At 71.0% G+C, this 23,390-nt stretch carries 20 protein-coding genes; 13 read left to right on the forward strand and 7 right to left on the reverse strand.

Going from position 1 to position 23,390, the window contains the following annotated elements; translation table 11 throughout:
• Window positions 1-1,104, forward strand: a 1,104-nt coding sequence (locus L0P92_RS26995) for a peptide-N4-asparagine amidase (RefSeq protein ID WP_234765616.1), incomplete at its 5' end; no start/stop codon positions are given.
• A gap of 197 nt (window positions 1,105-1,301) precedes the next feature.
• Window positions 1,302-2,747 carry a cation:dicarboxylate symporter family transporter gene (locus L0P92_RS27000; RefSeq protein WP_234765617.1) on the forward strand — a complete coding sequence of 482 codons (1,446 nt, stop codon included), beginning with the start codon at window positions 1,302-1,304 and terminating at the stop codon, window positions 2,745-2,747.
• A gap of 107 nt (window positions 2,748-2,854) precedes the next feature.
• Here the strand turns inward: L0P92_RS27000 and L0P92_RS27005 are convergent, their stop codons facing one another.
• Window positions 2,855-3,304, reverse strand: a complete 450-nt coding sequence (locus L0P92_RS27005) for a MarR family winged helix-turn-helix transcriptional regulator (RefSeq protein WP_234765618.1) — start codon at window positions 3,302-3,304, stop codon at window positions 2,855-2,857.
• Window positions 3,305-3,398: 94 nt separating this feature from the next.
• Between L0P92_RS27005 and L0P92_RS27010 the strand changes: the two genes are divergently transcribed.
• Window positions 3,399-5,222, forward strand: a complete 1,824-nt coding sequence (locus L0P92_RS27010) for an ABC transporter ATP-binding protein (RefSeq protein ID WP_234765619.1) — start codon at window positions 3,399-3,401, stop codon at window positions 5,220-5,222.
• Between the two features lie 93 nt (window positions 5,223-5,315).
• Window positions 5,316-6,170, forward strand: a complete 855-nt coding sequence (gene mltG, locus L0P92_RS27015; RefSeq protein ID WP_234765620.1) for an endolytic transglycosylase MltG — start codon at window positions 5,316-5,318, stop codon at window positions 6,168-6,170.
• A gap of 90 nt (window positions 6,171-6,260) precedes the next feature.
• Here mltG and L0P92_RS27020 read toward each other — a convergent pair whose 3' ends face one another.
• The 5 genes from L0P92_RS27020 to L0P92_RS45785 form a co-directional block, all read right to left on the reverse strand.
• Window positions 6,261-7,388, reverse strand: coding sequence for an NAD(P)-binding domain-containing protein (locus L0P92_RS27020; RefSeq protein WP_234765621.1), 1,128 nt, complete (start codon window positions 7,386-7,388; stop codon window positions 6,261-6,263).
• A gap of 45 nt (window positions 7,389-7,433) precedes the next feature.
• Complete coding sequence (locus L0P92_RS27025) at window positions 7,434-8,459, reverse strand: ABC transporter substrate-binding protein (RefSeq protein WP_234765622.1); 1,026 nt, start codon at window positions 8,457-8,459, stop codon at window positions 7,434-7,436.
• Between the two features lie 150 nt (window positions 8,460-8,609).
• The gene (locus L0P92_RS27030) at window positions 8,610-9,410 is read right to left on the reverse strand and encodes an ABC transporter ATP-binding protein (protein ID WP_234765623.1); all 801 of its coding nucleotides are present in this window, start codon (window positions 9,408-9,410) and stop codon (window positions 8,610-8,612) included.
• Complete coding sequence (locus L0P92_RS27035) at window positions 9,383-10,264, reverse strand: ABC transporter permease (protein WP_234765624.1); 882 nt, start codon at window positions 10,262-10,264, stop codon at window positions 9,383-9,385. The genes L0P92_RS27030 and L0P92_RS27035 overlap by 28 nt, the downstream gene beginning before the upstream one ends.
• A gap of 122 nt (window positions 10,265-10,386) precedes the next feature.
• Entirely contained in the window at window positions 10,387-10,470 is an 84-nt protein-coding gene (locus L0P92_RS45785; protein ID WP_313884353.1) for a putative leader peptide, read from the reverse strand.
• Between the two features lie 135 nt (window positions 10,471-10,605).
• On the opposite strand from L0P92_RS45785, the gene L0P92_RS27040 reads away from it, so the two are divergent.
• The 9 genes from L0P92_RS27040 (at window position 10,606) to L0P92_RS27080 (ending at window position 22,614) form a co-directional block, all read left to right on the forward strand.
• On the forward strand, window positions 10,606-11,028 hold the full coding sequence (locus tag L0P92_RS27040) for a YjbQ family protein (protein WP_234765625.1): 423 nt from the start codon (window positions 10,606-10,608) through the stop codon (window positions 11,026-11,028).
• Window positions 11,029-11,248: 220 nt separating this feature from the next.
• Window positions 11,249-11,689 (forward strand): Lrp/AsnC family transcriptional regulator, encoded by a 441-nt coding sequence (locus tag L0P92_RS27045; protein WP_234765626.1) that lies wholly within the window; start codon window positions 11,249-11,251, stop codon window positions 11,687-11,689.
• 53 nt (window positions 11,690-11,742) lie between these two features.
• Entirely contained in the window at window positions 11,743-14,712 is a 2,970-nt protein-coding gene (locus tag L0P92_RS27050; RefSeq protein WP_234765627.1) for an aminotransferase, read from the forward strand.
• A gap of 160 nt (window positions 14,713-14,872) precedes the next feature.
• Entirely contained in the window at window positions 14,873-15,556 is a 684-nt protein-coding gene (locus L0P92_RS27055) for a TetR/AcrR family transcriptional regulator (RefSeq protein ID WP_234765628.1), read from the forward strand.
• 274 nt (window positions 15,557-15,830) lie between these two features.
• Window positions 15,831-17,411, forward strand: a complete 1,581-nt coding sequence (locus L0P92_RS27060) for an ABC transporter substrate-binding protein (RefSeq protein WP_234765629.1) — start codon at window positions 15,831-15,833, stop codon at window positions 17,409-17,411.
• A 77-nt stretch (window positions 17,412-17,488) separates the two neighbouring features.
• Window positions 17,489-18,919 (forward strand): amidase, encoded by a 1,431-nt coding sequence (locus tag L0P92_RS27065; protein ID WP_234765630.1) that lies wholly within the window; start codon window positions 17,489-17,491, stop codon window positions 18,917-18,919.
• Entirely contained in the window at window positions 18,916-19,947 is a 1,032-nt protein-coding gene (locus tag L0P92_RS27070; protein WP_234765631.1) for an ABC transporter permease, read from the forward strand. The genes L0P92_RS27065 and L0P92_RS27070 overlap by 4 nt, the downstream gene beginning before the upstream one ends.
• Complete coding sequence (locus L0P92_RS27075; RefSeq protein ID WP_234765632.1) at window positions 19,937-21,790, forward strand: ATP-binding cassette domain-containing protein; 1,854 nt, start codon at window positions 19,937-19,939, stop codon at window positions 21,788-21,790. Before L0P92_RS27070 ends, L0P92_RS27075 begins: the two co-directional genes overlap by 11 nt.
• A complete protein-coding gene (locus tag L0P92_RS27080) occupies window positions 21,790-22,614 on the forward strand; it encodes an ABC transporter ATP-binding protein (RefSeq protein WP_234765633.1) in 825 nt (274 codons plus the stop codon). The genes L0P92_RS27075 and L0P92_RS27080 overlap by 1 nt, the downstream gene beginning before the upstream one ends.
• Before the next feature lie 62 nt (window positions 22,615-22,676).
• On the opposite strand, the gene L0P92_RS27085 is transcribed toward L0P92_RS27080, so the two are convergent.
• The gene (locus L0P92_RS27085; protein WP_234765634.1) at window positions 22,677-23,297 is read right to left on the reverse strand and encodes an Rv1733c family protein; all 621 of its coding nucleotides are present in this window, start codon (window positions 23,295-23,297) and stop codon (window positions 22,677-22,679) included.
• Window positions 23,298-23,390 lie beyond the last annotated feature (93 nt).

The following is a 23,390-nucleotide window of genomic DNA, read 5'->3' on the forward strand; positions in this document are numbered from 1 at the left end:
ACCCCCGACCGTGTCCTCACCCTCCAGGACGGCACCGTCACCACCCCGCGCAACAGCGAACGCATCGTCGCCGAGGTGTACGCCACCGGATCCGGCGGCGGCTGCGAGGAGTTCTGGTATCTGTCCGCGCCCGACCCGGCGCCCTACTCCTGCAAGGCCGGCGACGGCCCCTACCGCGAGGTGCAGATCGAGGTCGACGGCCAACTGGCCGGAATCGCCGCGCCGTTCCCGCACGTCTGGACGGGCGGCTGGTCCAACCCCTTCCTCTGGTACGTCACTCCGGGGCCGCGCGCCTTCGACGTCAAGCCGATCGAATACGACCTGACACCGTTCGCCGGCCTCCTCAACGACGGCCGCCCGCACCGCGTCGAGGTCTCCGTCGTCGGCGTCCCGGAGGGGCAGAGCGGCTGGAGTGCACCCGTGAACGTCCTGGTCTGGCAGGACGCGAAGAGCGCGCACGTCACCGGGCGGCTCACCGAGCACAAGGTCGGCGACCTCGCCAACTCCTCGACGTACACGCCCGGTTCGGAGCACCGGGTGGACACCGAGGGTGGTCACCGGCTGACCGTCGCCGGTTACGTCGACACCTCGCACGGCCGGGTGACGACCACTGTCCGCCGGTCGCTCGCGAACAGCTCCGCGCACCGCTGGACCGACGGCGAGAACCTGGACGCACTCGACGCCACCTGGAAGGACGACCAGTCCGTCACCGTCGACGGACGCGGACCCGCCCGCACGACCCGCACCCAGCGGACGTACACGATGGACGGCTCGATCACGATCGGCGCGGGCGACCGACTGCGCACCGTGCTGACCCTCGGTGACCGTGCCGCGGTCGACACGACCCGGGCCGGACGGCGGATCGCGTGGTCGTGGCTCGACGACACCGTCGAGGGCGACGCCTCATGGACGTTGAACGTGCCACGCGACCAGCGGCACGCGGTCGGCACGACGAGCGAGCGCTATCGGCTGTACGGCTCGAAGGGCGCGGGTGGCTATAAGGGTGCGGACGGCTCGGCGGGCGCGGGCGGCGCGGAGGGCTGCTACGACCGCTCCCTCACCAGCGTTCAGGGGGTGCTCACCGAGGACCGCACCGGCTGCTGAAGCGGGGATCGCGGCGCTGCTGAGGCGAGTCGTGTGCGATGCGTCACTCGGGGCGCGATTTACACGGATGCAACACAGGGGTCTTGTGCGGGACCAACATCACCCGCAAAGTGATCGGCACGGAATCCGCTTTCCGTATGGCAGAAGTCCCCCGTCGCCCCATGGCTTCTGTGTGTCACCGTCCCCAAGGAGTGCCCGTGCCGCCGTCCGTACCGTCACCGTCCCTGCCGCGACGCGTCGCACGCATGCTGCGTACCTCTCTGTTCGCGCAGGTCGCCTGCGCGCTCGTACTCGGAATCGTCGTCGGGAAGTTGTGGCCCGGCTTCGCCGCGGATCTCCAGCCGCTCGGCGACGGTTTCATCCGGCTCATCAAGACGATCATCTCCCCGCTCGTGTTCTGCGTGGTCGTCGTCGGCATCGCCAAGGCCGGTGATCTGAAGGCGTTCGGCCGGATCGGACTGAAGGCCCTGATCTGGTTCGAGGTCGCGAGCACGCTCGCGCTGGTCATCGGCCTCCTCGCGGCCAACGTCGTCCAGCCCGGGTCGGGGATGAACGTCGACCCGTCCACGCTCGACGCCTCGGCGGTCGACGCGAAGACCGGCGGCGGGCACCTGCCCTCGACGACCCAGTTCGTCCTCGAGGCGATTCCGACCTCTTTCATCGGCGCCTTCGCCGAGAACTCCCTGCTCCAGGTGCTCATCCTGGCCTGTCTGGTGGGCGCCGCGCTGTTGCACCTCGGCCACACCAAGGTGCCGAAGGTGCTGCCGGCCATCGAGCAGGCCCAGGAGATCATCTTCGCGATCGTCGGCTTCGTCATGCGGCTGGCCCCGATCGCCGTGTTCGGTGCGATGGCCGTCCTGATCGGCAACTACGGCCTCGGCGTCATCGAGACGTACGGCAAGCTGATCATCCTGTGCTACGCGGCCGCCGCGCTCTTCATCGCGCTGCTGGCCATCGCCCTGAAGGTGGTCACCGGGCTCAGCCTGTGGAAGTTCCTGCGCTACATCCGTGAGGAGATGCTGCTCGCGCTCGGCACCGCCTCCACCGAGTCCGTCCTGCCGCGTGTGATGCAGAAGCTGCGCAAGGCGGGCGCCCGCGACGACGCCGTGGGTCTGGTGCTGCCGACGGGCTACTCCTTCAACCTCGACGGCGCCTCGCTCTACCTGTCCATCGGCACGCTGTTCATCGCCCAGGCCGTGGGAGTGGACCTCAGCCTCAGCCAGCAGATCACCGTCATCCTGGTGCTGATGCTGACCAGCAAGGGCATGGCGGGCATCCCCGGTTCGGCGTTCCTCGCCCTGTCCGCGACCGCCTCCTCGCTGGGCGCGATCCCGGCCGGAGCCGTCGCTCTGCTGCTCGGCGTCGACCGCATCATGGACTCGATGCGCGTCGTCACCAACCTGCTCGGCAACTGCGTCGCGGTCTTCGCGGTCTCGCGCTGGGAGGGCGCGCTGGACCGCGAACGGGCGAAGAAGGTCCTGGACGGCGAGATGGTGGTCCACCTGGACGACGACGAACCGGAGGCGGAGCCCGCCAAGGAGAAGGCGGAGCCCGCGAAGGAGAAGGCGGAGCTCAAGAAGCCCGAGGAGCCTGTCGCCGTACCGGTGCAGACGGGCAAGGAGACAGCCTCCGAGACCGGCTGACCTTCAGCAGCAAGGGCCGCGGCCACCGCTCCAGCGACACGGAGCGGTGGCCGCGGCCGTTCGGTCCGGACGGCCGCCGCTCGGCGCGCGGCGGCACGGGCCGGCCCTCAGCAGCGCCGCTCAGCGGTCCCGTCGATCAGCGCGTCCAGCAACTCGCCCAGCACGTCCCGCTGTTCGTCCGTCAGCGGCGCCAGGATCTCCTCCGCCGCCGACCGGCGCGCACCGTGGAGTTCCCGCAGCGCCCCCCGCCCCTCGTCGGTGAGCTCTATCCGGATCACCCGCCGGTTCGTCGGATCCGGCACCCGCCGCACCTTCCCGCTCGCCTCCAGCCCGTCGACCAGTGTCGTCACAGCGCGCGGGACCACCTCCAGGCGCTCGGCGAGGTCGGCCATCCGGGGCGGGGAGTCATAGTGCGCGAGGGTGCGCAGCAGGCGTGACTGGGCCGGGGTGACCCCCAGGTCGCGCTCCAGCAGGTGACGTTTCTGGATCCGGTGCACCCGGCGGGTGAAGCGCAGCAGCTGCTCGGCGAGCGGACCGTCGGGATCGGGCGTGGTCATGCGGGAACAATATCAGGACCACATTCATTGTGAGCATAGGTAACAATGAGCTAAGCTCCGTCAAGCCGTATCGCCACACCTCCCGTAGGAGCTCATGCACCCCGACAACCAGCCCGCATCGACGCCACCCGCCGAGGACCGGAACCAGCCCCGGCAGGTGCGCCGCATCCTCAGACTCTTCCGTCCCTACCGCGGACGCCTGGCCGTCGTCGGCCTCCTGGTCGGCGCCTCCTCGCTGGTCGGCGTCGCCACACCCTTCCTCCTCAAGGCGATCCTGGACGTCGCCATCCCCGAGGGCCGCACCGGCCTGCTCAGCCTGCTCGCGCTCGGCATGATCCTCAGCGCCATGCTGACCGGCGTCTTCGGCGTCCTGCAGACCCTGATCTCCACGACGGTCGGCCAGCGCGTCATGCACGACCTGCGCACCGCCGTCTACGGGCGCCTCCAGCGCATGTCGCTCGCCTTCTTCACCCGCACCCGCACCGGCGAGGTCCAGTCCCGCATCGCCAACGACATCGGCGGCATGCAGGCCACCGTCACCTCCACCGCGACCTCCCTGGTCTCCAACCTCACCAGCGTCGTCGCCACCGTCGTCGCGATGATCGCCCTCGACTGGCGACTGACCGCCGTCTCGCTGCTCCTGCTGCCGCTCTTCGTCTGGATCAGCCGTCGCGTCGGCAAGGAACGCAAGAAGATCACCACCCAGCGGCAGAAGCAGATGGCCGCGATGGCCGCCACCGTGACCGAGTCGCTCTCGGTCAGCGGCATCCTGCTCGGCCGTACGATGGGCCGCTCCGACTCGCTGACCACGGCGTTCTCGGACGAGTCCGAGCGGCTGGTCGACCTCGAGGTGCGGTCGAACATGGCCGGCCGCTGGCGCATGGCCGTCATCGGCATCGTCATGGCCGCGATGCCCGCCGTCATCTACTGGGCCGCGGGCACGGCCCTCCAACTCGGCGGTCCGCAGGTGTCGATCGGCACGATCGTCGCCTTCGTCTCGCTCCAGCAGGGCCTGTTCCGCCCGGCCGTCAGCCTGCTGTCGACCGGCGTCCAGATCCAGGCCTCGCTCGCGTTGTTCCAGCGCATCTTCGAGTACCTCGACCTGCCCATCGACATCACCGAGCGGGAGGACCCCGTCCACCTCGACACCGTCAAGGGCGAGGTCCGCTTCGAGAACGTCGAGTTCCGCTACGACGGCGACGGCGGCGGCGACGACGGCAAGAGCCGCCCGATACTCGACGGCATCGACCTCACCGTCCCCGCGGGCGGCAGCCTCGCGGTCGTCGGCCCGACCGGCGCCGGGAAGTCCACGCTCGGCCATCTGGTGCCGCGGCTGTACGACGTGACCGGCGGCCGGGTCACCCTCGACGGGGTCGACGTGCGCGACCTCGACTTCGACACCCTCGCCCGCGCGGTCGGCGTCGTCTCGCAGGAGACGTACCTCTTCCACGCCTCGGTCGCCGACAACCTGCGCTTCGCCAAGCCGGCCGCCACCGACGAGGAACTGCACGCCGCGGCGAAGGCGGCCCAGATCCACGACCACATCGCGGCCCTGCCCGACGGCTACGACACGGTCGTCGGCGAGCGAGGCCACCGCTTCTCCGGCGGTGAGAAGCAGCGCCTGGCCATCGCCCGCACCATCCTGCGCGACCCCCCGGTGTTGATCCTCGACGAGGCGACCAGCGCACTGGACACCCGTACCGAACACGCCGTCCAGGAAGCCATCGACGCCCTGTCCGCCAACCGCACCACGGTCACCATCGCCCACCGCCTGTCCACCGTGCGGGGCGCCGACCAGATCGTGGTGCTCGACGCGGGGACCGTGGCGGAGCGCGGTACCCACGAGGAGTTGCTGGAGCGGGACGGGCGCTATGCGGCGCTGGTCCGCCGCGACGCCCAATTGGAGCCGGCGCCGTGACGCCCAGCTGGAGCCGACACCGTGAGGTCCAACCGGAGCCGACGGGGTGACGTTATGCCAGGTTTGTGAGCATGTGCGGGTTACCGTTCCCGCATGCACATGAACACTCCGTCACGGAGCACGATTCGACTGACGCGCCGGGGTCGTATCGCCCTGATCGCCGCCGGCGCCGTCGTGGCCGGCACCGCCGTGGCGGTGCCGCTGCTGAGTCTGGGCGAGGACGAGGAGGCGAAGCCGACCTCGCTCGTCATCCCGGAGGGCTGGCGCGCGAGCCAGGTCTACGAGGCCGTCGACAAGGCCCTCAGCCTGCCGCCCGGGTCCACCAAGAAGTCCCTCGGCAAGCTCGACCTCAAACTGCCCAACGACGCCGACGGCAACCCCGAGGGCTATCTCTTCCCGGCGACGTATCCGCTGGAGCGCGCCGGCAAGAAGGCGACGCCGGACTCCCTGCTGTCGGCCATGGTCGACGCCGCCAACCAGAAGTTCAGCGGCGCCCCGATCGCGGCCGGCGCGCAGCGCAACGCGATGAACGTCTATCAGGCGGTCACCATCGCGAGCATCGTCCAGGCCGAGGCCGACAGGAAGGCCGACATGGGCAAGGTGGCCCGGGTCATCTACAACCGGCTCGAACGCGGCATGCCGTTGCAGATGGACTCCACCATCAACTACGCCCTGAACCGCCGCACGCTCAGGACGAGCGACGCCGACACGCGGATCGAGAGCCCTTACAACTCGTACCAGCGCATGGGCCTGCCGCCCACGCCGATCGCCAACCCGGGCGAGGACGCGATGCGCGCCGCGATCAATCCGGCCGCGGGCGACTGGCTCTACTTCGTCACCGTCAAGCCGGGCGACACCCGCTTCACCGCCGACTTCGCCGAACACCAGCGCAATGTCGCCGACTTCGACAAGGCCCAGCGGAAGGCGTCCCCGAAGCCGACGAAGTGAGCCACGGGGGCGACATCACCGCGGAGGCCTCGCTCGCCTCGGGGGCAGCACGTGCCCGGCGGCTCCCGGCAGCTCACTCCCGGCGCAAGCTCATGCGGCGACCGATTCGACCCCCGGCTCTGGCTCCGGTTCCGGTGCTGGTTCCGGAATGCCCGCCAGCAACCGCCTGATGTCCCGCACAGCCGCGCGCCCGGCTCGGTTGGCGCCGATCGTGCTGGCGGACGGGCCGTAGCCGACCAGGTGGACGCGGGGGTCGGCGACCGCGCGCGTTCCCTCGACGCGGATGCCGCCGCCCGATTCGCGCAGCCGCAGCGGGGCCAGATGGTCGATGGCAGCCCGGAAGCCGGTCGCCCACAGGATGACGTCGGCGTCCAGGCGCCGTCCGTCCCGCCACTCCACGCCGGTCGGGGTGATTCGGTCGAACATGGGCTGCCGGTCCAGGACCCCGTCCGCGAGACCCTGTCGGACGGCGTCGTTCAGGGGCAGTCCGGTGACCGAGACGACGCTCTTGGGCGGCAGCCCCTGGCGGACCCGTTCCTCGACGAGCGCGACGGCCGCGCGGCCCACGTCCTCGGTGAAGGGGCCCTCGCGGAACACGGGCGGGCGCCGTGTGACCCACGTCGTGGCGGCCGCGTACCGGGCGATCTCCAGGAGGTGCTGGGTGCCGGAGGCCCCGCCGCCGACCACGACGACCCGCTGCCCGGCGAACGCCTCCGGCCCGGGGTACTGGGCGGTGTGCAACTGCCGCCCCCGGAACGTCTCCTGGCCGGGGTAGCGCGGCCAGAACGGCCGGTCCCAGGTGCCGGTCGCGTTGATCAGTGCCCGCGTCGACCAGGCCCCCGCCGAGGTCTCGACGAGCAGCCGCCCGTCCCGGCCCTCGCGCACCGCACGCACGTCGACGGGGCGCCGTACACGCAGGTCGAACGTCCGCTCGTACCGGTCGAAGTACGCCGCGATGACCTCGGACGACGGCCGCTCGGGATCGGCGCCGGTCAGTTCCATGCCGGGCAGCGCGTGCATCCCGTGCACCTTGCCGTACGTCAACGACGGCCACCGGAACTGCCAGGCGCCGCCCGGACCGGGGGAGTGGTCGAGCACCACGAAGTCGCGGTCCGGCTCGAAGCCGGTGCGCCGCAGGTGATAGGCGCTGGAGAGGCCTGCCTGACCAGCGCCTATGACGACCACGTCGACTGCTTCGACCACCTCGGTGTTGTTCACGTTTCTACTAACCGCCGAAGGTGCGCGGATCTTCCCCCGAGGCCGTCACGAACCTTCCGAGGGACGGGCCGCGGTGGTCGACGGGGGGAGGTCACCGTTGAAGCGGGTGTCGGTGAAGCCGCCGAACTCGACCTTGTTCGGGATCAGCTTCAGATCGGCGAAGGCGTCGACGATCTCCTGCTCGGAGGCGATGAGCGGCTTGTCGACGGCCACCGCGATCCGGGTGGTGTACGTCCGCTTCACGGCGGCCAGTGCCACGTCCTCGGGCAGCCCGGTCTCCTTCGACCAGACCTTCGCCCACTCGTCCTCGTGGGTGTAGACCCACGTGTAGGCCCGCCGCAGCCGCTCCAAATAGTCCTTGATCGCGGCGGCCTTCTTCTTGTCCTTCAGCGCGGCGGGCGCCGCCACCTGGAAGGTCAGCCCGTTGGTGATGCCGTCGCCGGTGGTCAGCACCCGGCCCTGCTTCCCCTTGAGGATCTGCGAGGTGTACGGGTCCCAGACCGCCCACGCGTCGACCTTGCCGGAGGTGAACGCGGCCAGCGCGTCGGCCGGCTGGAGGTACTTGACCTTCACGTCGCTCAGGCTCAGCCCCGCCTTCTTCAGGGAGGCGACCAGTTGGTAGTGGGCGGAGGAGCCCTGCGCCACGGCGACCGACCTGCCCTTGAGCTGCGCGGTCCCGTTCAGCTTCGAGTCGTTCGGCACGAGGATGGTGTCGCCCTTGGAGGTCCCGTGCCAGGCGGCCACCACCGTGATCCTCGACCCCGCCCCCGCCGCGAAGACCGGCGGCGTGTTGCCGACCCCGCCGATGTCGACGGCCTTGGCGTTGACGGCCTCCAGCAGCGGCGGGCCGGAGGTGAAGGTGGACCACTTGATCCGGTAGTCGAGTCCCTTGAGCTCTCCGGCGGCCCGCAGGATGGCCTCCGAACCGCCCTTCTGATCACCGACGTTGAGGGTCAGCGACCCCGAACCGTCGGTGTCGCCGCCGGCCGAGGCCGACGAGCTGCCTCCGCAGGCGGACAGGAGCAGGGCCAGGGGGAGGAGCAGCGCGGCGGGGACGAGGCGACGTCGCATGACGGATCCGTTCTGTGTAGCCGAGGGGGAGAGGGGTTTTCTGGAACTCGGGAACTTCTCTGAGACTTCTCTTGGGTCTTCTCTGGGGCTTCTTCGTGCGGCAGCTCAGGCGGCTCACGCAGCTCACTCAGCTCACGCAGCCCAGGCGTCTCAGGCGGCTTCGGCGGCGGTGTCGACCCCCAGGCGCTCCAGCAGTCCGGCGCGCAGTTCGGCGAACCGCGGGTCGGTGATGTCGCGGGGCCGGTCGAGATCGACGCGCTGTTCGTGCGCGATGACCCCGCCATCCATCACCAGCACACGGTCGGCGAGGAGTACGGCCTCCTCCACGTCGTGGGTGACGAGCAGGACCGCGCAGCCGCGCCGCTGCCACAACTCGCCCACCAGACGCTGGGCCTTGATCCGGGTGAGCGCGTCGAGCGCGCCGAACGGCTCGTCGAGCAGCAACAGATCGGGCTCACGCACCAACGCCCGTGCGAGCGAGGCGCGTTGTGCCTCGCCGCCGGAGAGCGTCTTGGGCCAGGCATCCGTGCGGTGGTCCAGGCCGACCTCCTTGAGCGCCCGCTCGGCCACGGCACGGTCGGGCTTGCCGGGGAGGCCGAGCACCACGTTCCGCCAGACCTTCTTCCACGGCATAAGCCGCGGTGCCTGGAAGGCGACGGCCTTGCGGCGCGGGACGAGGACGGTGCCCTCGATGTCACGGTCGAGTCCGGCCAGGATGCGCAGCAGCGTGGACTTGCCGCAGCCACTGCGGCCGAGGAGGGCGACGAACTCGCCCGGTCGGACGTCGAGTCGCAGCCGGTCGATGACGGCACGACCGTCGAAGGAGCGGGTCAGCCCGTCGACGTGCACGGCCTGAGGGACAGGTACGGCATGGGCGGCAGGCGAGGCCTGCGTGGCCTGTCCGGCCTGCGCGGTCCGGGAACTCACCGGCCGGTGAACGTCGGTCGCCATTGCAGCAGCAGCCTTTCGAGGGAGCGGACGATGAAGTCGGCGAGCAGGCCGAGGAAGGCGTAGACGATCAGGCAGACCACGATCACGTCGGTCCGCAGGAAGTCCCGCGCCTGCACCATGAGGAACCCGATGCCGGAGTCGGCGTTGACCTGCTCGGCGAAGACCAGCGCCAGCCAGGCGATGCCGAGCGAGTAGCGCAGACCGGTCAGGGCGCCCGGCAGCGCGCCGGGCAGCACCACGTGCCGCACGAGCCCCCACCTGGACAGCCCCAGCGACTCCCCGGCCTCGATCAACTGGGCGTCCACACCGCGGATTCCGGCGTAGACGTTGAGGTACAGCGGGAACGTCACGCCGAGCGTGATGATGGCGACCTTGGGTGCCTCGCCGATGCCGAACCAGATGATGAACAGCGGGATGAGCCCGACGAAGGGCACGGTCCGCAACATCTGCACGGGCGCGTCCACGAGGTCCTCGCCGACCCGGAACAGGCCCGAGACAAGCGCGAGTCCGGTTCCGACGAGCGTGCCGAGCGCCAGCCCGGCGGCGACGCGCTGCAGGGACGTCCCCATGGCCGAGGTCAGCGAGCCGTCGGCGATCAGATCGCCGCCGACCTGCGCGATACGGCCCGGTGAGGCGAGCACGTCGGCGGTCAACGCGCCTGTGCTGCTGAGCAGTTGCCACAGGAGGAGCAGCAGGACGGGGCCGGTGGTGCGGCGCAGCCAGCGCGGGACGCGGGTGCGGCGGGAGGAGGAGGGGAGGAGGGGGACGACATCGACGGTGGTCGGGTTCTCAGGGCCGGATTTAAGGGAAATATCCGCCTCGGGAGAGCTGGGTGGGGCATGGCTGATGCTCATGAGTGCTCCAGGGGGCGATGAGCTTCGACGGAAACGCGTGTCAGCGCCGCCGGGTCACGTCAGGACAGGACAGGACCGTGCGGGTGCGCGGAGGAAGCGTCGGTGAAGAGAGAAGGTGGGCGTCAGCGGCCGCGGCGACACGCGGCGGAGGCCACCCGCAGCAGGTCGATGTGACCGCGCGTGGTGAGCAGGGCTGAACGCAACATGCCGCTGAAAGTAGCCAGATGGCGCGTCCACGGTCAACGGCGTCTCGCGAAGTGGACCTCGCGTATCACCGCTCGCCCCTCACCGGGCCGTGCCCTCACATGTGAACTCCGGGTGCATGGGCGAGGATGGAGGGCATGTCAGACGCCTTCACTACCCGAGTCCTGAACATCGCCTCCGGCTCCTCGGAGCGGGTCGTGGACCTCACCCGCGACTGCGAGGCCTTCCTGCGGGAGGTGGCCGCGGGCCGCGACGGTCTGCTGAACATCTTCGTCCCGCACGCCACGGCCGGCGTCGCTGTCATCGAAACGGGCGCCGGCAGCGACGACGACCTCCTGGCCGCCCTGCACACCCTCCTGCCCGCCGACGACCGCTGGCAGCACCGCCACGGCAGCCCCGGCCACGGCCGCGACCACGTCCTCCCGGCCATCGTCCCGCCCCACGCGACACTGCCGGTCCTGGACGGCCGGCTGGAGCTCGGCACGTGGCAGTCGGTGTGCCTGGTGGACACGAACAAGGACAATCCTCGTCGGCAGGTGCGGTTGTCGTTCCTTGCGTGACGAGGGTGCGAGCAGCGGCGACGTCTGTCGGGGCCGGATTGAGGCCGCGGGGATCGGCGTGGCAACGCTACTTCTCTCGGGCGTCGCGAGAGTCAAGGGAACCAGCACACTCGATTCGCTCGATTCCATCGTCGTCACACTTGAATCGAGCGTGACGGTCCGGCATTGTGCTTGAAACAGGCGCAGCATTTGCTGTTTCCGTAGGAAGGGGATGTGCCGCATGGACGACATCGACCGGGCCATCCTGCGGGAGCTGCAGGTCGACGGCCGGATCCCTTACGCGGATCTGGGCCCGAAGGTGGGGTTGTCACCCTCGGCGGCGAGGCTCCGGCTGCAGCGGCTGATCGACACCAAGGCCGTCCAGGTCGTCGGAGTGACCGACCCGATGACCATGGGCCGGCAGACGATGGCACTCCTGGGCCTGCGCATCGACGGCGATCCCCGGGCGGTCGCCGATGAGCTGTCCCGGCACGACGAAGTCGTGTACACGGTCCTGACGGCCGGCGGCTTCGACCTGTTCGCTGAGGTGGTGTGTCCTCAGCCGCAGGACCTTCTGGACTTCATCAACGACGTCGTGCGGCCCGTCGAGGGTGTCGCATCCGTGGAGAACTTCCCCTACTTCGCGATTCACACGCACCGCTTTCTGTGGCACGTCGACTGAGGCATCCGAGCGCGTTCGAGCCCTGATCGCCCGCACGAGCCGAGGGACCCCGCATGCTGCCCGACGAGCACCGCACGATCGACTTCTTCGCCAAGGACGCCCTTCCCGCACCCCGCATCGCGCCGGCCGAGGCCGAGCTCATCGCTGCCGAACACCTCGGCATCACGGCTCGCGCGCAGGCGCTGGGCAGCCAGCAGGACGCCAACTTCCTGCTGCACGCCGACGACGGGACGCCCGCTGCGATTCTGAAGGTCGCCAACCCCGCTTTCGGCACTGTGGAGATCGACGCGCAGGACGCGGCAGCCGACCTGATCGCCTCGGCTCGCCCGGAACTGCGCATCGCCACGGTCCTGCGCCGCCCCGACGGTTCCCCGCGGCGCACGACGGTGGACACCGAGAACGGTCCGGCCGTCGCGCGCCTGCTGCGCCACCTGCCCGGCGGCACGCTCTCGGGCCCACGGCACCTGTCCCCGGGCACCGTGGCGGGCATGGGCACGATCGCCGCAAAGGTCAGCACCGCCCTGCGCGACTTCCGGCACCCGGGCCTGGACCGCGTGCTTCAGTGGGACCCGCAGCACGCCGATCGCGTCGTCGCCAAGCTCGCCGGGCACATCGACGAACCCGACCGGCGCACCGCCGTCCAGACCACGACCGCCGAGGCCTGGGCACATGTCCAGAAGCTCGCCGCCGCGTTGCCGTCGCAGGCCGTGCACCTGGACCTCACCGACGACAATCTGATCCGCTGTCCCGACAGCCGTCCGCCCATGCCGGACGGGGTCATCGACTTCGGTGACGTGACCACAAGCTGGGCGGTCGGCGAACTCGCCGTGTCACTGTCCTCGATGCTTCACCACGACGGCATCGAGCCTCACCACGTGCTGTCGGCCGTCCGCGCCTTCCATGCCGTCCGGCCGCTCTCCCCTGAGGAAGCCGAGGCGGTGTGGCCGCTCGTGGTGCTGCGCGCCGCCGTCCTGGTGGCCAGCGGGCGGCACCAGGCCGCCGTGGACGAGGACAACGCCTACGCCAAGGCAGCGCTCGACCGCGAATGGCGCATATTCGAACAAGCCACCTCGCTGCCCCTGCCGGTGATGACCCGCCTCATCAGGGACGCGACCGGCATGGCCGACGCGCCTGCCCGGACCGCACAGGCCGATGCGCCGGTGCGCCCTCTCCTGCGGGACCTCGGCGCCGACGACATCACCCTCCTCGACCTGGCCACCGACGCCGATTCCATGGACCACGGAGCCTGGACGGACGCCGGCATCGAGGCCCGGCTGGTGACCTCCGCGCTCGCGGACGGAGCGGCCGCCGTCGCCACCAGGTACGCCCATGCGCGACTCACTGGGACACCCGCGCTGTCGGCGATGTCCACCGCCACGGTGCCCACCGGAATCGACCTCTGGCTCAGCCGGGACGCCGTGGTGCAGGCGCCCGCCGCGGGGAAGGTCCTCGCCGCGGCGCCGGGCCACGTGGAACTCACCTACGGCGCGCAGACGTTGTCGCTGTCCTTCCCCCGCGAGGTCCAGCCCGTGGTCACCACCGGTGCGACGGTGCAGGTGGGCGAGGACATCGCCCACCTCACCTCCGGTGCCTCGGTCCGCGTCGCGCTGCGCGACGCCGACGGCCCCGCTGTCCCGCGCCTGGTCCGTCCCGAGTACGCCGCTGGCTGGCTCGCCCTCACCGCCGATCCCGCCCCGCTCCTCGGCCTGCCGGCCGACTCCGACCGTACGGGCGAGAGGGATCTACTCGACCGGCGTGCCGCCGCGTTCGCCACCGTGCAGGAGCACTACTACGCCAACCCTCCGCGTATCGAACGCGGCTGGCGTCACCATCTGCTGTCCACCGACGGCCGGTCGTACCTCGACATCGTCAACAACGTCACCCCACTCGGCCACGCCCACCCCCGCGTCGAGCAGGCGGTCTCCCGGCAGCTGCGGCGGCTCAACACCAACTCGCGCTTCCACTACGCCTCCGTGGTGGAGTTCACCGAGCGCCTCGCCGCCCTCCTCCCCGACCCGCTGGACACGGTGTTCCTCGTCAACTCCGGTTCGGAAGCGGTGGATCTGGGCCTTCGCCTGGCCATCGGGGCCTCCGGCCGACGCGACGTCGTCGCGCTGCGCGAGGCGTATCACGGCTGGACGTACGCCTCCGACGCGGTCTCCACCTCGCTCCAGGACAACCCGAACGCCCTGGCCACCCGCCCGAGCTGGGTGCACACCGTGGACTCGCCCAACTCCTACCGCGGCCGCCACCGCGGGCCGGATGCCGTGCGCTACGCACCCGAGGCCGTTGCGGTGATCGACGAACTGGCCGCCGCCGGCCGCCCGGCGGGAGCATTCATCGGCGAGACCTTCTACGGCAACGCCGGAGGAGTCGCCCTTCCCGACGGTTATCTCGCCCAGGTGTACGAGGCAGTACGGCGTCACGGCGGCCTGGCCGTCGCCGACGAGGTCCAGGTCGGATACGGCCGCCTGGGACACTGGTTCTGGGGCTTCGAGCAGCAGCAGGTCGTCCCCGACGTCGTCTGTGTCGCCAAGGCCATGGGCAACGGACATCCCCTTGGCGCCGTCATCACGTCCAAGGCGGTCGCGGACCGGTACCGCGACCAGGGCTACTTCTTCTCCTCCACCGGCGGGAGCCCCGTCTCCAGCATCGTGGGCCTCACCGTCCTGGACACCCTGCGCGACGAAGACCTCCAGGGCAACGCGGTGCGCGTCGGCGGCCATCTGAAAAGCCGGCTGGAGGCACTGGCCGACCGCTACGGCATCATCGGCGCCGTCCACGGCTCGGGCCTCTACCTCGGCCTCGAACTCGTCCGGGACCGCGTCGGCCTGGAGCCCGCTACAGAAGAGACCGCCGAACTCTGCGACCGCATGCTCGACCTCGGCGTGATCGTCCAGCCCACCGGGGATCACCTCAACATCCTCAAGATCAAGCCACCGCTGTGCATCGACACCGCCGCAGCCGACTTCTTCGCCGACACGCTCGACCTGGCCCTCACCCAACTCGGCCACTCCTGCTGACGCCGCGCGCCGACCGCGCTGTGGCGCCGCCGGCACTCCGGTGACGGGGCCCAGGACGATCCGCTCAACACCAGTCGCTTAGGCTGGTTTCCTTGTCGCCGGTAAGGAGGCGCAGGCTGCGGCGGCGATTGCTCGCCGTCCGTCCGAGGGAGGCGTTGGCGTGGCAGTTGCCGGAGGCCGGTCGACGAAGCGGCTCCAGCGGGGAACCCTTTCCCAGGGGCTCATCGTGGGGACCGCGCTGCGGATCCTCGACGACGACGGGCCGGACGCGCTGACCTTCCAGCGACTCGGCAAGGAACTGTCCTCCTCCGCAACCGCGGTCTACCGGCACTTCGCGAGTCGCGACCACATCATGATCGCCGTCGCGGAGGAACTCGACAGGATCTCCCTCGAGGGGTACGAGCCCCACGAGTCGTGGACCGAGTCGCTGCGGGACCTGGCGATCCGTGCCTGGAACACCGCGCTGGACCACCCGGCGGCCGCCGCGCTCTGCATGGGGAGAGTCACCCGGGGCGTGCACGAGTTGCGCGCCGTCGACGCCGTCCTGGAAGCGTTCCACCGCGGCGGCTGGCGCGGCCGGGCGGCCGTCCTGCACTACCAGGCGTTCTCGAACTTCATCCTCTCCATGGCGAGCAACAACGCCTGGCGGCTCGTCAACCAGCGGTTCGGCGCCGAGGTGAACTGGGTGCAGGAGTACCAGCCGGCGGATCCTGACGCGTACCCCTACGCCGAGGCGGCGAAGGAGCACCTGCGCAGCGTCGACATGACCGAGGTCTTCCAGCGGCAGACGGACATCCTCCTCGCGGCCCTCGAGGCGGAGGCGGCGACGCTCCCGCGCGACTGACACGCGTCACTCTTCGGGACTCCTCGGGGCCGCCGCCCAGCAGCGTTCTCGCGGCCGGAATCGGCGGCAGGGGTGGCGCGCGCAAAGATAGTTAACGCTATTGACTACGCCGTTCACTTGGCGGCATCCTCTCCCCACCGAGTGCTCCACGGCTCGCTGCCAAGCGGCGTCCACCGAGCTCCGCGCGCACCGCCTCCACCCGAACCGCTCGCGCTCGTCCCGCCCGAACCCTTGCGACCTGCGCAGAGCGCGACACCCCTCTCCAGGAGCACCCATGCGCCAGACCCGTACCCGCGCGGTCCCTGTGACCGCGGCCGTCGCCATGACGGCCGTACTCGCCGGCTGCACCACCACGGGATCGACGTCCGGAAACCCGAGCGGCGGCGATTCCGCAACCGCGACGAAGATCCGGACGACGATCGACGTGCCGGCCGGCTTCGACCCGGCCAAGGCTCTGTCCCTGCCGGACTACCAGCTCGCCCGGAACAGTTACGACACCCTCGTGCGCAAGGACGACGGCGGGCTCGTCGGCGGGCTCGCCACCGAGTGGAAGAACACGCCGACCTCGGCCACGTTCACCCTGCGCGCCGACGCGACCTGCGCCGACGGAACGCCGATCACGCCGACGGTCGTCAAGGGCTCCCTCGACCGCTACATCGACCCGAAGGCGGCGGCGCCCGATCTCCCCACGGTCTTCGGCCCCGGCAACACGGTGAAGGTGACCGCCGACGACGCGGCGCGGACGGTGAAGATCACGCTCGCCAGGCCGTGGGGCGACATGGTCACCGGCCTGTCGGTCGCGAGCACGGGCATCGTCTGCCCGGCGGGACTGGGGGACCTCAAGGCCCTCGCCGCCGGTAAGGCCAAGGGCTCCCAGTCCGGCCCGTACCTTCTTGAGAAGTCCCAGTCCGGCGTCTCGTACTCCTACAGGCTTCGCCCGGAGTACAAGGCATGGCCGGCCTGGCGCACGAAGATTCCCGGCAAGGTCGCCGCGACGATGGAGTACCTGGTCTCGCCCGACCCGACCGCGACCGGCAACCTCGTCACAAGCGGCCAGCTCGACATCGGCAAGATCGACGCCTCCGGCATCCCGCGCTTCGACGGCGTGGGCGGCAACAGTGTGAGCATCAGCCGGTTCTCCGACTTCTACCTGCTCTTCAACGAACGACCCGGCACCGTCTTCGCGGACGTCGCCACCCGCCGGGCAGTCGCCCAGGCCGTCGACCGCGCCGCCTTCACCAAGGTCGTCTCGAAGGACACGGGTGAGCCGTCGACGATGTTCGTGCAGAAGGGCATCCCCTGCAACGACCCCGGCTCCTCCTTCCTCGTACCGACGGACAAAGCCGCGGCGGCCGGCGTGCTCAAGGGCAAGAAGATCCGCCTCGTCGGCCCCCAGATCGTCGGGCCCGCCGGCGCCGGAAACCAGTACATCCAGGAGGCGCTGCGGGCCGCGGGCGCGGACGTCACCCTCGCCAACGTCGACGTCGGGGCCTGGGTCGGGACCGTGTTCGGCAAGCCCGACGCCTGGGACGTCACCGTCTTCGCCGACCTCAACTTCCTCGGCAGCCTCGCGGGCCCGCTCGGCCACTTCGTGGGCCCGACCGTCCCCGAAGGCGGCGGCAACCTCGGCGCGGTGAAGAACCCCGCGTTGAACAAGGCCTTCGCCCAGGGGGCCGAGGCGACGACCGAAGGGGCCCGCTGCGCCGCCTACCAGAAGGCCGCGAAGGCCCTGATCTCGCAGGTGGACGCGGTGCCGCTGGTCAACGACCCGTTCATCTACGCACTGCGCAAGGGATTCAGCGCGCGGATGCTCGGCGGCTCGCTCGACGACCCGATCCTGCGCATTACCGGCTGACGGATCACCGGCTTACGGACAGATCGCCCACACGCGGCGCACCAAGACCCTCGCACCTCTCCGACAGGAGCCCCCTGGTGATCGACCCATTCAGCACCGCCCAGCAGATCGCCGACCTCGTGCGCACGAAAGAGGTCAGCCCGGTGGAGGTGGCCGAGACCTACCTCGACCGCATCGAGCGGATCAACCCCGCCGTCAACGCCGTCGTCTGGCTCGACGCCGACGCCGTGCGCGCGGCGGCCGTCCGGGCCGAGCAGGCGGTGCTGCGCGGCGATCCGCTCGGCCCGCTGCATGGCGTCCCCGTCCCCATCAAGGACCTCAACTCCGTCGCGGGACAACCCAACACGATGTCCTCGTTGGCAGTCCGGGACACCCCGCGGACGGTCACGGACCCCGACATCCAGCTCCTCCTCGACGCCGGCGCGATCCCCCTCGGCCGGACGAACTCGCCGGAGTTCGGCGCGCTGACCGTCTCCGAGAACGCCCGGCACGGCAAGACGCGCAATCCGTGGAACCCGGCGCACACCTCCGGCGGGTCGAGCGGCGGCGCGTCGGCGGCCGTCGCGGCCGGGCTCGCCCCGGTGGCACACGCCTCCGACGGCGGCGGATCGATCCGGGTCCCGGCGTCCGTCACCGGCCTCGTGGGCCTCAAGCCGAGCCGGGGACGCGTGCCCGCGTTCGTCCGGGGCTGGGAACACTCGACGACCGAAGGCGCGATCACCCGCACCGTGCGCGACGCGGCCCTCATGCTCGACGTCATGGGCCGTCCCGACCGGCTCGCCTGGTACAGCGCGCCCGAACCGGGCCGCCCGTACATCGAGGAGGTCGGTGCCGATCCCGGGCGGCTGCGGATCGGCCTGCTCCTCGACACACCGACCGGGCTGCCGGTCGACGAGGAGTGCCGCACGGCGGCGCTGACAGCCGCGCAGGCACTGCGCGACCTGGGGCACGAGGTCGTCGAGGCCCGTCCGAGGATGTTCTCGTACGAGGCGATCATGGGCTTCACCTGGACGATCATCAGTGCCTCCACCTACGCCATCGAGGTCGACGACCCCGACGCGGTGGACCCCTACATCCGGCGCCGCCGGGAAACCGCCCTCGAAGTCACCGCGGGCGACTACGCCCGGACGGCGGCGCGCCTGCAGGCCGAGTCACGCGAGGTGGTCGCCCAGTGGGGCAGGGACTTCGACGTCCTCCTCACCCCGACCACGGCGGTCGTGGCACCGCCGGTCGGCCCCGTGTACGACGAGGCGAACTCCGATCCGGACGGTCCGCGGCACACCGAGACCCGGATGGTCTCGTTCACCGCGTTCGCCAACATCGCCGGGCTGCCCGCCATCTCGCTGCCCGTCCACACGACCGCGGACGGACTGCCGGTCGGTGCGCAACTCGTCGGCGCCCCCTACGACGAGGCGACGCTGCTGCGCCTGTCCGCCCAGCTCGAACCGCGGTTCCGCTGGCACGAGCGGCACCCGGACGACGCGGCGCTCACGGGGGCGGCGCTGTGAGCGCCGGGTCCGCGGTCCCGGCCGGGCCGGTGCCTGCCGCACCCGTCCGGCGCGTTCCCCGGCTGCGGCTGGGCGGGGGCTGGGCCGGGTTCGCCGTACGCCGGGCGGGCGGGCTGCTGATGTCCATGCTGCTGCTCGTCCTCGTGACGTTCCTCATCGTGCCTCTGCTGCCCGGGGACCCGGCCCGCGCCATCGCCGGCACCAACTCGTCCCCGGCCACGCTCGCGGCGATACGCGAACGGCTGGGCCTCGACGAGCCGTTGGCGACGCGGTTCGTCCACTACCTCGGCGACATCGCGTCCGGGCGGCTCGGCACCTCGTTCCGGTTCGACACCCCGGTCGCGGACATCGTCGCGACCCGGTTGCCCTACACCGTCCAACTCGTCATCCCGGCCGTCCTGCTCTCCCTGGTCATCGCCGTCCCGCTGGGCATGGCCGTCGGTGTCCTCACCCGTGACGGACGCCGCCGCCGGCTCGGCGTCGGCTTCGGCACGGTCGCAGGTCTCCTCGCGTCGGCACCGGTCTACGTCGTCGCGACCCTCCTCATCGTCCTGTTCTCGATCAGCCTCGGGCTGCTGCCGTCCGGCGGTGCCACGACACCGAGCGCGCTCGTCCTGCCGATCGCCGCGCTCTGCGTCGGCCCGGCCTTCGCCATCGCCCGGGTCGTCCGGCAGGAGACGGCCTCGGTGCTCGCCCAGGACTATATGAGGACCGCGCGCGGCCACCGCCTGGGATCCGTGCGTCTCCACCTCCGCCACGCGCTGCCCAACCTCGTGACGAGTGTCCTCACCCTGAGCGGTCTCGTCCTCACGTCCCTGCTCGGCGGGACGATCATCCTGGAGAACGTCTTCACCTACCCAGGGCTCGGCACCGAGGTCGTCCAGGCGATCATTTACAAGGACTATCCGGTCATCCAGGGCATCATCCTCGTCGTCGGCATGCTCGCCCTGCTCGTCAACCTCCTCGTCGACGTCGTTCTCGGGATCGTCGACCCCCGCACCCTTGAGGGAGGTCGTCGTGGCCACTGACGCGCCCGTGCGCCCATGGCGCCGCAACCCGTCGCTGCTGTCCGGCGCCGTGATCCTCGGACTGCTCGTCGTCGTGGCCCTCGTGGCCCCGCCGCTGCTGAGCGGTTCCGCCGAGACCCTCACCGACGACGCCCGGCTCGGGCCCGGTGCCGAACATCTCCTCGGCACCGACGCCTTCGGCCGTGACGTCCTCGCCCGGGCGCTCGTCGCGACCCGGCTCACCCTGCTCATGGCAGCCGCCGCCACCGCCGCCTCGTTCGTCGTCGGCGTCGCGATCGGCGCGCTGGTCCACCTGGCCCCCGGGTGGCTGCGCGAGACCTGTCTGCGGCTCATCGACTCGGCCGTGGCCTTCCCCTCGCTCGTGCTCGCCCTCGTCATCGCGGCGGTGCTCGGACCGGGCACGGGGTCCGCGATCGTCGCCATCGCCGTCGCCGGCGTCCCCGGGTTCGCACGGTTGACGGCGAACCTCGCCGCGACCGTCGCCGACAAGGACTACGTCCTCACCGCGCGCCTGCTCGGCGTCCCCGGCCTGCGCATCCTGGGCCGGCACGTCCTGCCGAACATCAGCGGGCCGCTGCTGGTCCTCCTCAGTTCCAGCTTCACCCTGTCCCTGCTCGACATCAGCAGTCTGTCGTTCGTCGGCCTCGGTGTGCAGAGCCCGCAGTACGACTGGGGCCGGCTGCTCAACGAGGCGCTGCCGTCGATCTTCGCCCAGCCGTCGGTCGTCCTCGCTCCGTCGATCATGCTCATCGTCACCGGTGTGGGCGCCATGCTCCTCGGAGACGGCGTGGCCTCGCTCGTCGACCCGCGGACCCGCGGCACGGCGCCCGCGCCGGCCAAGACGGCGGACGCGGCGGGACAGGCCGCCCAGGCAAAGGCGACTCGGGCGCCTCAGGCGTCGGGCGGTGCGGGGGCAGCCCCAGGCACGGAGCCGGACGGCCTGCTGACCGTAGCCGGGCTGACTGTGCGGGCCGACGACCGGACACTCGTCGACGACGTGTCGTTCACCATCGGCGCCGGCCAGATCGTCGGCCTCGTCGGGGAGTCGGGCTCTGGCAAGTCCACCATCGCCATGGCGGTCGCGGGCCTGCTCCCCGAGGGCGTGCGGACGAACGCGTCGCACCTCGCCCTCGGCGACCTCGACCTGCTCGGAACACCGCCGGAGCGACGCCTCGCGACCGAGATCGGCATCGTCTACCAGGACCCGATCGGCACGTTCAACCCCGCGCTGAGGCTCGGCACCCAGCTCACCGAGGTGGCCAGGGTGCATCTGGGGACGCCCCGGCGCCGGGCCGCGCAGGACATGGTCCGCGCCCTGGCCGACATCCACGTCACCGAGCCGGACCGACGGCTGCGCCAGCATCCGCACGAGCTGAGCGGCGGCATGCTCCAGCGCGCCTCGATCGCCTCCGCGATGACGACGAACCCGCGGCTGCTCATCGCCGACGAACCGACGACGGCCCTCGATGTCACCGTCCAGGCGGAGGTGCTGCGGCAGTTCCGGCGCATCAACCGCGAGCACGGCACGGCGATGCTGTTCATCTCGCACGACATCGGCGTGGTCGGCGTGCTCTGCGACACCGTCCTGGTGCTCCACGGCGGCCGGGTCGTCGACCGGACGACGGGCGGCGACCTGCGCCGGGGGACGGTCACCCACCCGTACACCCGCGCGTTGCTCGCGGCGACGCCCGCCGCGGTCGAGGCCGGTGGAACCCTCAGCGCCGTCCGGTGGACGGCCGACGCGCACGCGGCGCAGCCGAGCGGGGCGCCGCCGGACGACCTTTCCGACGACCTGTCTGACAAAGCCGCGGACCGCCCCCCGGCCGCAGAAGGGAGCCGCTGATGTCCGCCTCCGCCTCCGCACCCGACCCGCAGGCGGCCACCCCGCTGCTGCGCGTCGAGGACCTCACCGTCGAGCTCGGCCACGGCACCGCTGCCCGCAGGGTGCTCAAGGGGATCTCGTTCGACATCCCGCGGGGCAGCACTCTCGCACTCGTCGGAGAGTCCGGTTCGGGCAAGACGACGCTAGCGCGAACCCTCGTCGGCGTTCACCGGCCGTCGAGCGGCCGGATCCTCGTGGACGGCGTCCCGCTGCGACCCTCGCGCGGACGGGCGGGAGCCGCGACGGTCCAGATGATCCCGCAGGACCCGTACTCCTCGTTCGACCCGCGGCGCACCGTCGCCCAGTCGCTCGCCGAGGCACTCGATCCGATCCGGGCCAGGGTCAGACCAGCCCGGATCCGGATCGCCGAGCTGCTCAGCCAGGTGAGCCTCGACCCGGGCACCATGGACCGCTACCCGCACGAGTTCTCCGGCGGCCAACGGCAGCGGCTGGCCATCGCACGGGCCCTCGCGCCGCGCCCCCGGTTCGTCATCGCCGACGAGATCACTTCGGCCCTCGACCTGACGACCCAGGCCGAGATCCTCAACCTGCTCGCCGATCTGCGCCGCCGGCTCTCGCTGACGATGCTGTTCATCTCGCACGACCTCGCCGTCGTCCGGCACGTGAGCGACACGGTCGCGGTCCTGCTGCACGGGAACCTCGTCGAACTCGGCCCGACCGGAGCCACCTTCGCCGAGCCGAACCACCCGTACACCGCTCAACTCCTCGCGTCCGTCCCGGGCGACCCGAGGTTCCGCCTCGACGACGAGCCGGCCACGGCGTGAATCGACCGGGGCGATGCGGCTTCCGGCCGTGCCGGTGCTGTCGATGTCACCGGCGCGATCGGCTAGGGAGACGTGCTCCAGCGAGGGGCCGTCTCGGCCCACGCGGTGTCCCAGGCGGCGAGGTTGCGGCGCTGGATGACGCGGGCCGCCGTGCTGTAGGTGGCGGCCGCGGCGGCGTGGACGCCGAGGGCGGCGATGATGGCCGAGCCCATGGCGTGGTTGCGGACCTGGCCGGTCGTCAGGGGCGGGTCGGTGATCCTTCCGTCGGTGTCGGCCCATACGCGGATGGAGCTGCCCTTGGGCAGGGCGGGCTGGACATCGGTCTCGGCGGTGTGGATGTCGCCGTCGGGGTCGGTGAAGCGGACCTCGGTCGGGTAACGGGTCTTCCTCGCTTCGGCCGAGCCCGGTTCGGGGTGGCGCGGGGCGTCCTCGACGAGGACGGCTGTGGTGTGGTGGCGTGTCGCGGCCTGGTGCTGGGCGGCGCGGGCGTAGTGGCGGTGGGCGGCGTCGCCGGCCAGGAACATCGCGAGGGGAGTGCCCGCCGACACCGCCAGCGCCAGACCGAGGCCGATCCACGCCTGGGCCAGGTCGCTGCGGCGGCGCAGGGGGTTGCGCCGCAGACGCCAGAACATGACCCGGGGCAGCTCCCGCGGAGGCAGCGGCGGGGGTGTACGGCCGGGCATGGGTCCTCCCTTCGGCGGTGGACGCGGCGGGTGCGCAGTGCCGACCGGATACGGGGCGGGGCAGGGCGGGTGCCGAGTGCCGACGGATACGGG

This window comes from Streptomyces muensis, from assembly GCF_021474425.1.
Taxonomy (GTDB): Bacteria; Actinomycetota; Actinomycetes; order Streptomycetales; family Streptomycetaceae; genus Streptomyces; species Streptomyces muensis.

Excerpts from the sequence above, each read along its gene's own strand:
- L0P92_RS27040 (WP_234765625.1), top strand. The coding sequence starts at position 10,606 with ATGTCAGACGCCTTCACTACCCGAGTCCTGAACATCGCCTCCGGCTCC.
- mltG (WP_234765620.1), top strand. The coding sequence starts at position 5,316 with ATGCACATGAACACTCCGTCACGGAGCACGATTCGACTGACGCGCCGG.
- L0P92_RS27030 (WP_234765623.1), bottom strand. The coding sequence starts at position 9,410 with ATGGCGACCGACGTTCACCGGCCGGTGAGTTCCCGGACCGCGCAGGCC.
- L0P92_RS27060 (WP_234765629.1), top strand. The coding sequence starts at position 15,831 with ATGCGCCAGACCCGTACCCGCGCGGTCCCTGTGACCGCGGCCGTCGCC.
- L0P92_RS27085 (WP_234765634.1), bottom strand. The coding sequence starts at position 23,297 with ATGCCCGGCCGTACACCCCCGCCGCTGCCTCCGCGGGAGCTGCCCCGG.
- L0P92_RS27045 (WP_234765626.1), top strand. The coding sequence starts at position 11,249 with ATGGACGACATCGACCGGGCCATCCTGCGGGAGCTGCAGGTCGACGGC.
- L0P92_RS27050 (WP_234765627.1), top strand. The coding sequence starts at position 11,743 with ATGCTGCCCGACGAGCACCGCACGATCGACTTCTTCGCCAAGGACGCC.
- L0P92_RS27080 (WP_234765633.1), top strand. The coding sequence starts at position 21,790 with ATGTCCGCCTCCGCCTCCGCACCCGACCCGCAGGCGGCCACCCCGCTG.
- L0P92_RS27025 (WP_234765622.1), bottom strand. The coding sequence starts at position 8,459 with ATGCGACGTCGCCTCGTCCCCGCCGCGCTGCTCCTCCCCCTGGCCCTG.
- L0P92_RS27005 (WP_234765618.1), bottom strand. The coding sequence starts at position 3,304 with ATGACCACGCCCGATCCCGACGGTCCGCTCGCCGAGCAGCTGCTGCGC.
- L0P92_RS27035 (WP_234765624.1), bottom strand. The coding sequence starts at position 10,264 with ATGAGCATCAGCCATGCCCCACCCAGCTCTCCCGAGGCGGATATTTCC.
- L0P92_RS45785 (WP_313884353.1), bottom strand. The coding sequence starts at position 10,470 with ATGTTGCGTTCAGCCCTGCTCACCACGCGCGGTCACATCGACCTGCTG.
- L0P92_RS27010 (WP_234765619.1), top strand. The coding sequence starts at position 3,399 with ATGCACCCCGACAACCAGCCCGCATCGACGCCACCCGCCGAGGACCGG.